Annotated in this window: 15 protein-coding genes; all 15 read left to right on the top strand. The window is 31.6% G+C overall.

The features are described from left to right. The first annotated feature begins 20 nt into the window (after positions 1 to 20). The 15 genes from galE (at position 21) to BM319_RS14015 (ending at position 14,043) form a co-directional block, all read left to right on the top strand. Complete coding sequence (gene galE / locus BM319_RS13950) at positions 21 to 1,058, top strand: UDP-glucose 4-epimerase GalE (protein WP_091023266.1); 1,038 nt, start codon at positions 21 to 23, stop codon at positions 1,056 to 1,058. A 31-nt stretch (positions 1,059 to 1,089) separates the two neighbouring features. Continuing rightward, entirely contained in the window at positions 1,090 to 1,251 is a 162-nt protein-coding gene (locus BM319_RS24755; RefSeq protein ID WP_175495615.1) for a YwzD family small protein, read from the top strand. 24 nt (positions 1,252 to 1,275) lie between these two features. Then, a complete protein-coding gene (locus BM319_RS13955; protein ID WP_091023268.1) occupies positions 1,276 to 1,875 on the top strand; it encodes a sugar transferase in 600 nt (199 codons plus the stop codon). Position 1,876: 1 nt separating this feature from the next. Next, positions 1,877 to 2,497: an acetyltransferase gene (locus BM319_RS13960; RefSeq protein WP_069033775.1), complete on the top strand. Its 621-nt coding sequence runs from the start codon at positions 1,877 to 1,879 to the stop codon at positions 2,495 to 2,497. Positions 2,498 to 2,572: 75 nt separating this feature from the next. Continuing rightward, a complete protein-coding gene (locus BM319_RS13965) occupies positions 2,573 to 3,706 on the top strand; it encodes a DegT/DnrJ/EryC1/StrS family aminotransferase (RefSeq protein WP_069033837.1) in 1,134 nt (377 codons plus the stop codon). A gap of 22 nt (positions 3,707 to 3,728) precedes the next feature. Beyond that, entirely contained in the window at positions 3,729 to 4,061 is a 333-nt protein-coding gene (locus BM319_RS13970; protein ID WP_069033776.1) for a helix-turn-helix domain-containing protein, read from the top strand. Positions 4,062 to 4,086: 25 nt separating this feature from the next. After that, entirely contained in the window at positions 4,087 to 5,244 is a 1,158-nt protein-coding gene (locus BM319_RS13975) for a glycosyltransferase family 1 protein (RefSeq protein WP_091023270.1), read from the top strand. After that, on the top strand, positions 5,213 to 6,394 hold the full coding sequence (locus tag BM319_RS13980) for a glycosyltransferase (protein WP_091023273.1): 1,182 nt from the start codon (positions 5,213 to 5,215) through the stop codon (positions 6,392 to 6,394). Before BM319_RS13975 ends, BM319_RS13980 begins: the two co-directional genes overlap by 32 nt. Positions 6,395 to 6,445: 51 nt before the next feature. Continuing rightward, the gene (locus tag BM319_RS13985) at positions 6,446 to 7,636 is read left to right on the top strand and encodes a glycosyltransferase (RefSeq protein WP_091023275.1); all 1,191 of its coding nucleotides are present in this window, start codon (positions 6,446 to 6,448) and stop codon (positions 7,634 to 7,636) included. A gap of 23 nt (positions 7,637 to 7,659) precedes the next feature. After that, the gene (locus BM319_RS13990; RefSeq protein ID WP_091023278.1) at positions 7,660 to 8,850 is read left to right on the top strand and encodes a glycosyltransferase; all 1,191 of its coding nucleotides are present in this window, start codon (positions 7,660 to 7,662) and stop codon (positions 8,848 to 8,850) included. Between the two features lie 67 nt (positions 8,851 to 8,917). After that, on the top strand, positions 8,918 to 10,108 hold the full coding sequence (locus BM319_RS13995) for a glycosyltransferase (protein ID WP_286143767.1): 1,191 nt from the start codon (positions 8,918 to 8,920) through the stop codon (positions 10,106 to 10,108). 15 nt (positions 10,109 to 10,123) lie between these two features. After that, positions 10,124 to 11,164: a glycosyltransferase family 2 protein gene (locus BM319_RS14000; protein WP_069033782.1), complete on the top strand. Its 1,041-nt coding sequence runs from the start codon at positions 10,124 to 10,126 to the stop codon at positions 11,162 to 11,164. After that, a complete protein-coding gene (locus tag BM319_RS14005; protein ID WP_091023280.1) occupies positions 11,161 to 12,135 on the top strand; it encodes a glycosyltransferase family 2 protein in 975 nt (324 codons plus the stop codon). Before BM319_RS14000 ends, BM319_RS14005 begins: the two co-directional genes overlap by 4 nt. After that, positions 12,132 to 13,040, top strand: a complete 909-nt coding sequence (locus tag BM319_RS14010) for an SP_1767 family glycosyltransferase (protein ID WP_069033784.1) — start codon at positions 12,132 to 12,134, stop codon at positions 13,038 to 13,040. The genes BM319_RS14005 and BM319_RS14010 overlap by 4 nt, the downstream gene beginning before the upstream one ends. A 22-nt stretch (positions 13,041 to 13,062) precedes the next feature. Beyond that, a complete protein-coding gene (locus BM319_RS14015; RefSeq protein ID WP_091023283.1) occupies positions 13,063 to 14,043 on the top strand; it encodes a glycosyltransferase family 2 protein in 981 nt (326 codons plus the stop codon). Positions 14,044 to 14,056 lie beyond the last annotated feature (13 nt).

A 14,056-nucleotide genomic window follows, 5' to 3' on the forward strand; every position in this document is an offset into this window, starting at 1 on the left:
TTTTATAGGAGGAAAAATAAATGGCAATTCTTGTAACTGGTGGAGCAGGATATATTGGGAGTCACACAATCGTAGAGCTGTTACAGAGTGGTAATGAAATTATTGTTCTAGATAATTTTTCAAATAGTAAGCCAGAATCATTAAAAAGAGTGTCAGAGATAACGGGTAAGTCATTTAAAACATATAATATTGACCTATTAAATAGAGATGAGTTAGAAAATATATTTTCTCAGAATAGAATATCGGCTGTTATCCATTTTGCCGGGCTTAAAGCTGTAGGTGAATCAGTCCAAAATCCTATTGAATACTATTATAACAATATTACAGGAACGATTAATCTTTGCGAAATGATGAGAAAATATGAAGTAAAAAAGCTTGTTTTTAGTTCTTCTGCCACAGTCTATGGTTCAAAGAATGAATCACCGATATTAGAAAGTAGTGACTTAGGCGCTTCTAATCCATACGGACGAACTAAGCTTATGATTGAGGAATTCCTTAAGGACTTATACGAATCAGACCATACTTGGAGGATAGCATTATTGAGATATTTTAATCCAATCGGTGCACATCATAGTGGTTTAATTGGCGAAGACCCAAATGGAGTTCCGAATAACTTAATGCCATTCATTTCACAAGTAGCAGTAGGTAAATTGGAGCAATTAACTATTTTTGGAAATGACTATCCAACAAAAGACGGCACAGGTGTGAGGGACTATATTCATGTGGTAGATTTAGCAATTGGTCATATGAATGCACTAAAAAACCTAGAAAACAACACTGGGATTGAAGCATATAACATTGGTACAGGCAATGGCTATAGTGTTCTAGAAATGATTGAAGCTTTTGAAATAGCATCTGGTAAAAAGATACCTTATAGAATTAAAGAAAGACGTCCTGGTGATGCGGCAGTTTGTTATGCGAATCCAACAAAGGCTATGCAAAAACTTGGCTTTACAGCTACAAAGGGAATTCATTTAATGTGTGAGGATACATGGAGATGGCAAAAAAATAATCCGAACGGATATACTGAAGGGATTGAACAAGTAACAGTGCAATAATGCAGTGTTTTTTTTGGTTTGGGAGGAAAAAATGGAATCAATTAATTTATCACAACAGCAATTAATAGATATTCTAAAACTCTTTTACTATAGAGGAAGCCATTCGAATGAATTGAATACGATTGATTTTATAAATGATATGAAAAATACGATCATTATGATTAGCACAAACAATTTAGTAGAAATGAAGTAATTAATTTTTAGGAGTAGACTAAAAATGAAAAGAGTCATAGATTTAGTATGTTCAATGATAATATTGCTGTTGCTATCGCTACCTCTAGTAGTTGTAGCAATTTTTGTTAGATTAAAAATGGGTGCTCCTATACTATTTACTCAAGAGCGCCCTGGTTTAAATGGTAAACCATTTTACTTGTATAAATTCCGAACAATGAGTGATTTGCATGATGCAGGAGGAAACCTTTTATCGGATGAATTACGTTTAACTGCCTTCGGGAAGTTTTTAAGAAAGTATAGTATTGATGAGTTTCCACAGTTAATAAACGTGGTTAAAGGGGAAATGAGTTTAGTTGGACCAAGACCATTTTTAATGGAATATCTATCTTTATATACAGAAGAACAGATGCTAAGGCATAATGTAAAACCTGGGATTACAGGTTGGGCCCAAGTAAATGGACGGAATTCACTTACATGGGAGGAGAAATTTAAAATGGACGTATGGTATGTGAAAAATAATAGTCTCCTTTTAGATTTGAAAATCCTAATTAAAACAGCTATTAAGGTTATAAAGAAAGAAGGAATTTCACAGGAGGGGCAAGTGACAATGGAAAAATTCACTGGTTCTAATGAAGTGATGTAGTATGAAGGTAATTATTTTAGGTAATGGGGGACATAGCAAAGTTGTCCAAGACATCATCTACTCGATAAAGGGAAATGAAATTGTTGCTATATTAGATGACAAATATAAAGTTGAAAAACGTGAGAATGGAATTATATATGCTCCATTTGATTCTTTAAAAAAATTTCTAGATCAAGAAGCTAAAGTAGTGATTGCAATAGGAGATAACAAGCTTAGAAAAAATATAGTTACTTCAATGGATATTAAAAAAGAACAATACTTAACAGTTATTCATCCTTCAGCAATTGTTAGCACTTCGACTAGAATTGGATACGGAACAGTGGTCATGCCAAATGCAGTTATTAATGCAGAAGCGCAAATAGGCGATCATTGTGTAATTAATACTGGAGCAATCATTGAACATGATAATCAAATCGGAGACTATACGCATGTCTCTCCAAATGCTACTTTAACAGGAAACGTGTTAGTAGAAGAAGGTGCACATATCGGAGCATCAGCTACTATTATTCCCGGTATTAAAGTAGGGTGTTGGTCAATTGTAGGTGCGGGTTCAACGGTTATTCACAATATTTCACCACTTAGTACAGTAGTAGGCTGCCCAGCTAGAATTATTAAAAATTGAAATTTGTAGATTAAATTTTTCGAAAAGGTGGTAAGTGAGTTGACCTTATCAAGAATTTATTTATCTCCCCCCCATATGAGCGGAGAGGAGATAAAATATATACAGGATGCATTTAATACGAATTGGATCGCACCACTTGGACCCAATGTTGATGGATTTGAAAAAGATATTATTGATTATATAGGAGCCAATGGGGCGTTAGTTGTTAGTTCAGGAACAGCTGCAATTCATTTGGCTCTTTCTTTATTAAATGTCACAAAAGGCGATAAGGTATTTTGTTCCAGTCTTACCTTTGTGGCTAGTGCTAACCCAATAATTTATCAAGGAGCCGAACCGATCTTTATAGACTCGGAGCCTGATACATGGAATATGTCACCAAAAGCACTTGAAAGAGCATTGCATGACTCATATTTAGAAGGAACTCTTCCTAAGGCTGTTATCGTTGTTAATCTATATGGACAAGTTGCAAAAATGGATGAAATTCAATCGTTATGCTCCAGGTATAATATACCTATTATTGAAGATGCGGCTGAATCACTTGGTTCTACTTATAAAGGAAGAGTTAGTGGTACTTTTGGTCATTTTAGTATTTTTTCCTTTAATGGAAATAAAATTATCACGACATCTGGTGGCGGAGCACTTGTCTCAAATAATACTGAGTTAATACAAAGAGCAAGATTTTTAGCCACTCAAGCTAGGGATCAAGCGCGACATTACCAACATAGTGTAGCTGGTTACAATTATAGGATGAGTAATATTTTGGCAGGGGTTGGTAGAGCTCAATTGCAAGTATTAGAGGAGCGAATTGAAGCTAGAAGAAGGATTTTTCAACGCTATTTTGAAGAACTAAAAGATTTACCAGGTCTAACTTTTATGCCAGAGTTAGCAAATACACGCAGTAACCGATGGCTTACAGCATTAACGATTAAAGAAGAAGAATCTAATCTATCAGTAAATAATTTATTAGATGCATTAGAAGAGGAAAATATTGAAGCAAGACCAGTGTGGAAGCCATTACATTTGCAACCCCTATTCAAAGGAGTTCGTTATTATCCTAACGAAGAAAATAACCATGTTGCAGAGAGGTTGTTCGAAACTGGAATTTGTTTACCTTCAGGATCAAATCTATCGTTTGACGATCAAAGTAGAGTAATAAGCTGTATCAAAAAATTATTTTATAAAGTAGCTTGTAGGGAGGGCATTCTATGACAGAACAGCTGAGGTGCCAAAAATGATAGGAAAAAACATTCAGGAAATTCGTATCAAAAAGGGACTTACTTTATCAGAACTTGCAGAAAAAGCTAATATTTCTAAGTCTTATTTAAGCAATATTGAGCGTGAATTAAACGATAATCCGTCTATTCAAGTTGTAGAAAAGATTTCGAAGGTATTAGGAGTTGAATTTAGAACATTACTGGGGACTAATATAGAAAATAATAAACTCGAAAATGACTATATTGATCTTATAAAGGAATTAGTTGAAATTGGCATTGGAAGAGAAGAGTTAAGAGAATATAAAAAGGTATTTGAATTTGTAAAATGGAAGAATTCTAAAAATCATTGATAAGAAATGCTAAAGGGAGTTATGTATGGATAAAACAAAGCCCTTAAAGGTCCTTCATGTTGTTGGTGCAATGAATAGAGCAGGGACCGAAACAATGCTAATGAATATATATCGAAATATAGATCGGACCAAAATTCAATTTGATTTTATTTCTTATAGTCAAAAAGAGGCACACTATGACGAAGAAATAGAAAGATTAGGCGGACGTATTATAAGATTGGTAAAAACATACTCAGTAAAAGAAGTTTATACTGCGATTAAAAAGTACGGTCCGTATGATGTAGTTCATGCACATGCTTTATTTAATTGTGGTATAGCCAATTTAGCGGCTCAATTAGCAGGTGTAAAGATTAGAATATCACATGCACATACAACTTTAGATACTAATCAATCTTTAATTAGAACAATCTATAAAGGAATAATGCGAAAACTCATCAATGTAACTTCAACAAAATTGTTGGCATGTAGTAATGGTGCCGGACGATATTTATTTGGAGAGAAAGAATTAGTAAAAACAAAATATTCCTATTATCCGAATGTAATAGACTATACAAAATTTCTAGAACCGCCATTAAAAGAAGTGAAGAAATTCAAAGAAGAAGCAGATTTAGAAAATAGTTTTGTAATTGGTCATATCGGTAGGTTCATGGATGCAAAAAATCACTTGTTTTTAATTGAGATAATGAAGAACATTTTAAAAAAGCAAAAAAACATTACCTTGTTATTAGTCGGTGATGGGGAATTAAGAGTAGGTATTGAAGAAGAAGTTAAAAAGTTTGGAATCGATGAGAATATTAAATTTGTAGGTATTAGGGAAGACATACCAACGCTATTACATAGTATGGATTTATTTGTTTTTCCATCTTTGTACGAGGGATTAGGACTTGTTCTTTTAGAGGCGCAAGCAAGTGGTATACCTTGTATTGTATCTGAAGCAATACAGCCTGAGGCAAACTTAAATATCGGACTGGTAGAACAGCGCATGTTAAGCGAAGGACCAGAGCTTTGGGCAAATACAATATTAATGAATTCTTGGAATAAGGAAGGCAATATTAACCGAATAATTAATGGATTCGAAACGGAAGGATATTCGGTTTCTAAAGGAATATCAAATTTATTGGCTATTTACCAATATTCGACAGGTGAACTAAATGAAGAAGAATATATTAGTGGCATCCTTTGATCTAGAGATTGGAGGAGTTGAGAGAAGCCTAATCAGTATGTTAAATAACTTTGATTTTAAGAGTTACACAGTTGATTTAATGCTTTATAGTCATACAGGAGAATTTATGAAGCTTTTGCCCAATAAGGCAAATCTACTCGCAGAAAGTAAGGCATATAAGACATTTCGGATGCCAGTCCTAGATGTCATAAAAAGTGGGCAATTAAGTCTTGCGTTTTCTAGACTGTTAGCAAAGTATTTGGCAAATAAAAATCATTCTTCCGAAAATGGATATAAACAAATGCAATATATGTGGAAGTATTCAGTCCCTTTTCTACCAAAGCTAAATAAGAAATATGATGTGGCAATTAGTTACCTATGGCCACATTATTTTGTCGCGGAGAAAGTAGATGCCAAAATCAAAATTGCATGGATTCATACAGATTTTTCAACAGTGGAAACAGACATTGAATTAGATGTGAAATTGTGGAGTAGGTTCAATTATATCGTAGCAGTCTCAGATGAATGCAAAAATGCATTCATAAGTAAATATTCAGAATTAGAGGACCGAGTCATCGTAATGGAAAACATTACAACTCCAGAATTGATTAACACATTAGCAAATGAAGAAGCAGATAATCCAATGGTGGAAGATACTAGATTTAAAATTATAACTGTGGCCAGACTTTCATACGCAAAAGGAATTGATTCCGCGGTTAAAGCATTGAAAATGTTAAATGATCGAGGATACAAAAACATATGTTGGTATGTAGTCGGTTACGGGGGCGACGAACAACAAATTAAAGATTTAATAGAGGAAAATAATTTAACGGATCAGTTTATTCTTTTAGGAAAAAAAATAAATCCCTACCCATTTATAAAAGAAGCTGATTTATACGTACAACCATCTAGGTATGAGGGAAAAGCAGTTACAGTGGTCGAAGCACAAGTTCTTTCGAAGCCGGTTCTTATAACAAATTATCCAACAGCTAAAAGCCAAGTAAAAGATGGATTTGATGGTTCTATCTGTGAGCTCTCAGTCCAGGGTATTGCAGATGGTATTGAAAAACTTTACTTGGATTCCCGAATGAGAGAGCAATTAGTAACCAATTGTAAAGATACAGTTTTTAGTAATTTAAATGAACTAAACAAACTTTATAGCTTAATATAATTTGCGACAGCTTTTGCTTAAATATAAACCTGTATAAGGGAGGTTTTTCTAGTGAAAAAAAATATACTCTTTGTAATTGATTCCTTACACATAGCAGGAGCGGAAAAAAGTTTAACTACACTATTGAATTTATTAAATCTAGAAGAATACTCCGTTGATCTAATGTTATTTGCACACGGTGGTGAATTCGAGAAGCTGGTTCCTAAGGATGTAAATATTTTACCCCCCCTTAAATACACCAAATTTACTGAGCTAAGTATGACTGACTCAGTTATCTACTCAATAAAGAAATTTAAATTTGATATGCTATTTTCAAGGCTAAAGTATTCCTTTGAAATAAGGAGAAAAAACTATAGTATAGCGGAAGAAGCAAGAATATTCTGGGAAAGTGTTTCCAATGTGATTGAGAAAAATAAAAAAGTATATGATATTGCAATAAGTTATGCACAAGGTATTCCTACTTTTTACGTCGCTGATAAAGTTATAGCAAAGGAAAAATACGCATGGGTAAACGTAAGCTATCATTTAACTGATCATGAAAGGAATTTTCAAGAACCATTTTATGATCAATATAAAAAAATTGTAGCTGTATCAAATTCTACACGTGAAATCTTCATAGAGACCTTTCCTAGTTATTCCAGTAAAATGGAGGTTATTTTTGATATAAATAATCCAGAATTTATTAACCAAATGGCATTAAGTGGAGATAGTTATCAAGATAATTTTAATGGCATTAAAATTTTAACGATTGGAAGATTGGCCCACCAAAAAGGCTATGATCTTGCTTTAGAAGCTTGCAAAAATCTGAAAGAAAAGGGCATTGACTTTAGATGGTATGTATTAGGAATGGGACCGTTACAACAAGAAATTGAAAAGTATATTGAGGATCATCAGTTACATACAAACTTTATATTGTTAGGAGTAAAATCAAACCCTTATCCATATATAAAAGATGCTGATCTTTATGTTCAAACATCGAAGTTTGAAGGATTTGGTCTTGCAATTGCTGAAGCACGTATGCTAAATATTCCTGTAGTTACAACTAGGTTTGACGCAGTTTATAGTCAAATGATTGATGGGAAAAATGGTTTAGTTGTAGATATGACGGCTGAAGGTGTTACAAACGGGATATTGAAATTAATCACGGATAATGAACTCAAAGAGAATATAGTAAAATTCTTGCGAGTGGAGAAAAAAGGCAATGTCGAAGAATTAGAAAAATTTTATGAGTTAATAGGTTAATGTAAGAAGAGAGAGTGAAGCCTATGAAAATAAAGATATTATTTATGATAATTAATATGAATATTGGTGGAACTGAAAAAGCACTACTAAATATGTTATCTGAGATGAACGAGGATGAATACGAAATCACTGTACTTATGTTAGAAGAGTTTGGTGGTTTTTTAAATGAATTACCAAGTAATATCCAAATTGAATATGTAAAAGATTACGACAAAATAAAAGCTTTACTAAACAATCCTCCATTATTCGAAGCTATGGAAATATTAAAAGATGGTAAACCGGTTCGCGCTATTAATTTAATCTTTTATCATTTACTTTCAAAGATTATGAAAGATAGAAGTTCATACTTTAAATATGTATTAAAAGATTATCGCAAATTTGAAAAAGAATATGATATAGCAGTAGCTTATGCAGGTCCAATGGATTTAATAAGCTATTTTGTTATGCACAAAATAAACGCCAAAAAGAAAGTTCAGTGGATCCATTTTGATGTAACTAAAATTTCCTTTAATAACAAGTTTGCTATTAATCTATATAAGAAGTTTGATCAAATTTTCGTTGTATCAAATGAAGGAAAAGAAAAACTTATAGAGAAGTTATCTGGAATAAAAAACAAAATAAATACATTCGGAAATATTATTTCTTCAAGTTTAATTGAAAAGATGGCGGAAAAAGAGTCAGGATTTGATGAAGATTTTAAAGGTATAAAAATTCTAACAGTTGGAAGACTTTCAATTGAAAAGGGACAGGATTTAGCAATCAAAGTATTATCGAAGCTAAAGAAAGCTGGATACAATGTTAAATGGTATTGCATTGGAGATGGAGAAGGTAAGGTAGAATATCTCAAATTGATAAATGAGTATAATGTTTCGGAAGACTTTATTTTATTAGGTACGAAAATAAATCCATATCCTTATATGAGGCAATGCGATCTATATGTGCAGCCATCGCGCCACGAAGGATATTGCATTACTCTTTCTGAGGCAAGATGCTTTAATAATCCAATCATTACAACGAATTTTACTGGTGCAAACGAACAGCTCAAAAATCGGGAAACAGGCTTAATTGTTAATTTTGATGTAGAGGAAATGTATAAGGCAGTGAAAGAATTACTAGATAATGAGATTTTAAGAAATGAAATAAAAATAAATTTAAAAAAAGAATCCGTAGATACTACAAAGGAAATAGAGAAGTTGAACTTACTCAATGTATAACAAATTTACCTCATTAGTCATCTAGATAGATATTTTGGTTTTTTAATACTCATTCTTGGGGTGAAATATGAAGAAAAAAGTTTTATTTATGCTTAGTAGTATGAATATAGGCGGTGTGGAGAAATCTCTTCTATCATTATTATCAGTAATTCCAAAAGATAAATATGATATTACGCTCCTACTCTTAGAGAAAAAAGGGGGATTTTTTGGGAATATCCCAGATTGGGTTAATGTAGTAGAAGCTACATGGTTTACCACAATTAAAGATATTATATTACAACCTCCACACAAAACTTTGAAAGATTACTTTCATAATAAGCAATACGTAAAAATGCTATCTTTTTTAAGTAAATACCTAATTTCAAAAAAAACTTCAGATCGAAATATTTATTATCATCATATTTTTAAGGATGTTCCAAAAGATTTAACTTTGTATGATGTAGCTATAGCATATCAAGGTCCTACTGACATCATTGATTATTATATCGCCAACAGAGTAACTGCTAAAAAAAAGGTGTCATGGGTTCACTTCGATGTTTCAAAACATCTAATCAATACGAAATTATATAAAAAGCTTCATAAAAAGTTCGATAAGATCTTTGTTGTTTCAGAGGAAGCAAAGAAAAGGCTAATTGAAAAATTACCACAAGATGTAAATAAAACAGAAGTATTTAAAAATATACTTTCATCAAGTGTCATTAATAATATGTCTTTAGCAGAGGTTGACTTTGATAATAGTTTCATAGGAATAAAAATTTTGACGGTTGGAAGGCTCTCGATGGAAAAGGGTCAAGATATGGCTATAAAGGTATTATCAAAATTAATTGAAAATGGATACAATGTGAGATGGTATTGCATTGGTGAAGGTGAGGATCGCAAGGAGTACGAGGCGTTAATTCATAAACTTGGGTTAGAATCCAATTTTATCTTATTAGGTGCAAAACAAAATCCATATCCGTATGTAGCGAATGCTGATCTTTATGTACAAACTTCTAGACACGAAGGTTTCTGTCTTACTTTAGCTGAAGCTAGGTGTTTACATAAACCAATCGTTACTACAAATTTTACAGGTGCATATGAGCAAATTACTGATAATTATGATGGGTTAATTGTCAAATTCGACCAAGATGAGTTATTTGAAAAAATAACATATTTAATTAATAATCCTGGAAAAAGTGAGGATTTATCTAGAAATCTATTAAACGAAATTGTAGATACTACTTCTGAAATAGATAAGTTATATCAATATATCGGATAAGATGGAGTGAAATTAATGAATCCAAAAATGAGTATTATTGTTCCTGTATATAAAGTAGAACCCTATCTTCATAAGTGTATAAATTCATTATTGGATCAGACGTTTGCTGATTTCGAATTAATTCTAGTTAACGATGGATCACCAGATAAAAGTGGGGAAATTTGTGAACTTTATGCTTCTAAAGATAATAGAATTAAAGTAATTCATAAAGAAAATGGTGGGCAGGCCAGCGCTAGAAACATGGGATTAGATATAGCAAAGGGCGATTATATAGGATTTGTTGATAGTGATGACTATGTTGAAAGTGATATGTTTGAATCATTAATTGAGAATGCAATGAAATTTGAGGCAGATGTTGTTGAGTGCGGCATAAAAATTGTAAATGGAAATAAGGTAGAACAAATTCAAAATAATAATCAAGTTGAAATTGGTGATAATATATTCGCTTTAAAAGGACTATTAAACAATGGATACAGAAATTCAGTTTGTAATAAGTTGTACAAAAAAGAAATCTTTGATGATCTTAGATTTCCAAATAAGTTATATGAAGATGGCTTTTTAGCATTTAAAATATATTATTTGGTAAAGAAATACGTATTTATTGGTACAAGTAAATATTATTACGTACAAAGAAACGAGAGTACAATGTCAAAACAAGAAAAATTCACTTTAAGGAACTTAGATGGCTTAGAGTGTGACGAAGAGAGATTTCATTTTATACGGGAACGAGTTAGTGAACAATCATTACTTACTTTATCAGAATCTTATTTTTTTACTCGTATTTTATTTTTTTATCAAAAACTACTTAACAATAAAGAAATTGATCCAAATAAGAAATATAGAAATGATTTAAAAAACAAAATCTTAATAAGTTACCGAGAATTTTTAGTAAATCCAAATTTAAAGAAATTTTATCCTATAGTTAAGACTTCGAAGTTAAATATTAACAAGTTTAACTTTATATTTACGAATTATATGTGGGGATTAAATTACCTTTTAAGAACATACTCTAATATTCGTAAAATATTAATAATGGAAAGGATAGTGAACAAATGAATCCCAAAATAAGTATTATTGTTCCTGTGTATAAAGTAGAGCCATATATACATAAATGTGTGGATTCAATCTTAGCTCAAACGCTAACTGACTTTGAACTTATCCTTGTCGATGATGGATCACCCGATCAGTGCGGAATAATATGCGATGAGTATGCTAAAAAGGATAATCGAATAAAAGTAATTCATAAGAAAAATGGCGGGCAAGCAAGTGCTAGAAATGCTGCTTTAAACATTGCTAAAGGCGATTATATAGGATTTGTAGATAGTGATGACTGGATTGAACCGGATATGTATGAAATACTTTATAATATTTGTATTGAGAATGACTGTGATATTGCAAACTGTACGAGTATCGTTCATTATAACGACAAAACAATCGTAAATGGATCAGAGCCATTAACAATTCATAATCGAAGTCAAGCAATGAAGGCATTATTTGAAGGTGCACTATATGATGAAGTTGTTTGGTCGAAATTAATGAAAAGAAAGCTTTTGGAAAACCTTAGATTTCCAGAAGGGATTATGTATGAGGATACTGCATTTACTTATAAAGTAATTAATGAGAGTGAAAAAGTATGCTATATAGGTGAACCAAAATATCACTATATTAAGCGTGAAAATAGCACAATGGATCTGGCAGTAAAGAATAAAAGTATTGATGCAGTACTGATTTACGACGACATCTATCGTTATGTAAGTCAATACTATCCGGAACTAAAACCAATCATAACATTAAAACTGGCTAATAATGCTATGGCTGTTTTAAACACAATATCACTAGATCCAAATCATATTGTATATCAAAATGAATACAAAAAAGTAACCGAGATTTTAAACAATTACTTCACTGAAACAATCAAACTAAAAGAGTATGTTACAAATGTAAAAATATTATTATTTGCAACACGCATTCACCCTATTTTGTATAAGTTAATAATTAATTTCCTATCAAGGAGAAAAAGAGGATGAGCATATACCGAAAAATGTATGTGTTAGGTTCGAAAATAAAAATAAGAAGTATTGAACAGATTACCACCCTATTTAATGGAATGGTTTTTTTATTTTCTAGACAACCTTCTATAAAAACAACCGATGAAAGTTTAAGCCTAATTGTTCAAAATAAATGTTCTATAAGTAGGTATGGCGATGGTGAATTCAATTTAATGAACGGAAAAAGCTTAAGATTTCAGCCATATTCAGAGGAGTTAAGCCTGAGATTAAGGGAAATTATCAAAAGTAATCAAGAAAATCATGAAGTCTTTATTCCAAATGTTTTTAAAAGTGTTGACTGGTGTACAGACAAATCAAGAAATTATTGGACCCGTTACTTAAATTTAAATCGATATAAGATCTATAAACTACTACAAAAGAACAAGGTCTATTATGATTCATTGGTCACTCGCCTTTATATAGACTATAAGGATAAAAGTCAGGCTGAGTTTAGGTTTAAGACTTTTAAAAAACTGTGGCATCAAAAAGAGGTCATTATGATCGAAGGCGAGCAAAGTAGACTAGGGATTGGAAATAATTTGTTCGATAATACCAAATCAATAAAAAGAATTTTATGTCCAGCTACCGACGCATTTGCAAAGTATGATCAAATATTTGAAGAGGTAATAAAACACGATAAGTCAAAACTAGTATTAATTGCTCTTGGACCTACAGCTACGGTATTAGCTTATGACTTGGCTAACTATGGCTATCATGCAATTGATATTGGCCATATTGATATCGAATATGAATGGTTTTTAAATAAAGCTGTAGAAAAGGAAGCAATTAAAAATAAATATGTAGGTGAAGTTCCCGAAGGTACTGATGTTCATGGAATCAATGACATTAAGTATGAGGAAGAAATTATCTCTAGAATATCGTAATTTTAGAATAGGGTGACATTGAATGGCTTGTGAAATTTCAATAATCGTTCCTGTATATAAGGTAGAAAATTATCTTAATAAATGTATCGATTCAATACTAGGGCAGACATTTAAGGATTTTGAACTAATACTAGTAAATGATGGATCGCCTGATAATTGTCCGAAAATCTGTGATGACTATGCGTCCACCGATCAACGAGTAAAAGTGATTCATAAAGAAAATGGTGGTTTATCATCAGCGAGGAATGCTGGTCTTAAAATAGCAAAAGGAAAGTATATTGCATTTGTGGATAGCGATGATTTCATCCATTTAAAAATGTATGAAGTCTTGCATAGTAATGCAAAGCAATATTCATCAGATATTGTGATTTGTGACTATTTAAAAGTAAATGAAGGAGATGTACTCAACTCAGATGAACTTAATCTTCGATATAAAGAAGAACATTATACGAACATAGAAGCTTTAAACGAATTATACGGAAATAAAGGAGTCAAATTTGTCGTTGTTTGGAATAAATTGTTCAAAAAACACTTGTTTGACAATTTAGAGTTTGAAGAAAACAAAATCCACGAAGATGAATTTATCGCTCATCAATTACTTTATAAAAGCTCGAAGATAACATACATACCTATACAATTACACTTTTATTTACAAAGAAAAAATAGCATTACACAAGCCGAATTTTGTATTAAACATCTAGACTTTATTAAAGCATATAAAGAAAGAGTCAACTTTTTTATGACAATAAATCAGTTTGATCTACAAAAAAAAGCTGAGTATAGTTATATACCATTATTTTTTAGGTATTATTACAAAGCAAAAAATGAAGTACCTAATAGTAGAGAAGAGTTAAAAAGATTAAAATCAGAATTCTGCTTTAGTCTTTTTTCATTTATAAAAAATCCATACTTTATAAAAAAAGAAAAAATAGGTTGGTTTATTTTTGTGATCAATACGAGCTTATTTGATAGTTTAGTTCAAAAAAGACTAAGAAACTTTTAAAAAATTAGTTTAC

It is taken from the genome of Bacillus sp. UNCCL81 (assembly GCF_900112535.1).
GTDB classification, from domain to species: domain Bacteria; phylum Bacillota; class Bacilli; order Bacillales; family Bacillaceae_G; genus Gottfriedia; species Gottfriedia luciferensis_B.

Bases quoted from the DNA above. Each gene is read 5' to 3' on its own strand.
- galE (WP_091023266.1), top strand. From the start codon at position 21: ATGGCAATTCTTGTAACTGGTGGAGCAGGATATATTGGGAGTCACACA.
- BM319_RS24755 (WP_175495615.1), top strand. From the start codon at position 1,090: ATGGAATCAATTAATTTATCACAACAGCAATTAATAGATATTCTAAAA.
- BM319_RS13955 (WP_091023268.1), top strand. From the start codon at position 1,276: ATGAAAAGAGTCATAGATTTAGTATGTTCAATGATAATATTGCTGTTG.
- BM319_RS13960 (WP_069033775.1), top strand. From the start codon at position 1,877: ATGAAGGTAATTATTTTAGGTAATGGGGGACATAGCAAAGTTGTCCAA.
- BM319_RS13965 (WP_069033837.1), top strand. From the start codon at position 2,573: ATGAGCGGAGAGGAGATAAAATATATACAGGATGCATTTAATACGAAT.
- BM319_RS13970 (WP_069033776.1), top strand. From the start codon at position 3,729: ATGATAGGAAAAAACATTCAGGAAATTCGTATCAAAAAGGGACTTACT.
- BM319_RS13975 (WP_091023270.1), top strand. From the start codon at position 4,087: ATGGATAAAACAAAGCCCTTAAAGGTCCTTCATGTTGTTGGTGCAATG.
- BM319_RS13980 (WP_091023273.1), top strand. From the start codon at position 5,213: ATGAAGAAGAATATATTAGTGGCATCCTTTGATCTAGAGATTGGAGGA.
- BM319_RS13990 (WP_091023278.1), top strand. From the start codon at position 7,660: ATGAAAATAAAGATATTATTTATGATAATTAATATGAATATTGGTGGA.
- BM319_RS13995 (WP_286143767.1), top strand. From the start codon at position 8,918: ATGAAGAAAAAAGTTTTATTTATGCTTAGTAGTATGAATATAGGCGGT.
- BM319_RS14000 (WP_069033782.1), top strand. From the start codon at position 10,124: ATGAATCCAAAAATGAGTATTATTGTTCCTGTATATAAAGTAGAACCC.
- BM319_RS14005 (WP_091023280.1), top strand. From the start codon at position 11,161: ATGAATCCCAAAATAAGTATTATTGTTCCTGTGTATAAAGTAGAGCCA.
- BM319_RS14010 (WP_069033784.1), top strand. From the start codon at position 12,132: ATGAGCATATACCGAAAAATGTATGTGTTAGGTTCGAAAATAAAAATA.
- BM319_RS14015 (WP_091023283.1), top strand. From the start codon at position 13,063: ATGGCTTGTGAAATTTCAATAATCGTTCCTGTATATAAGGTAGAAAAT.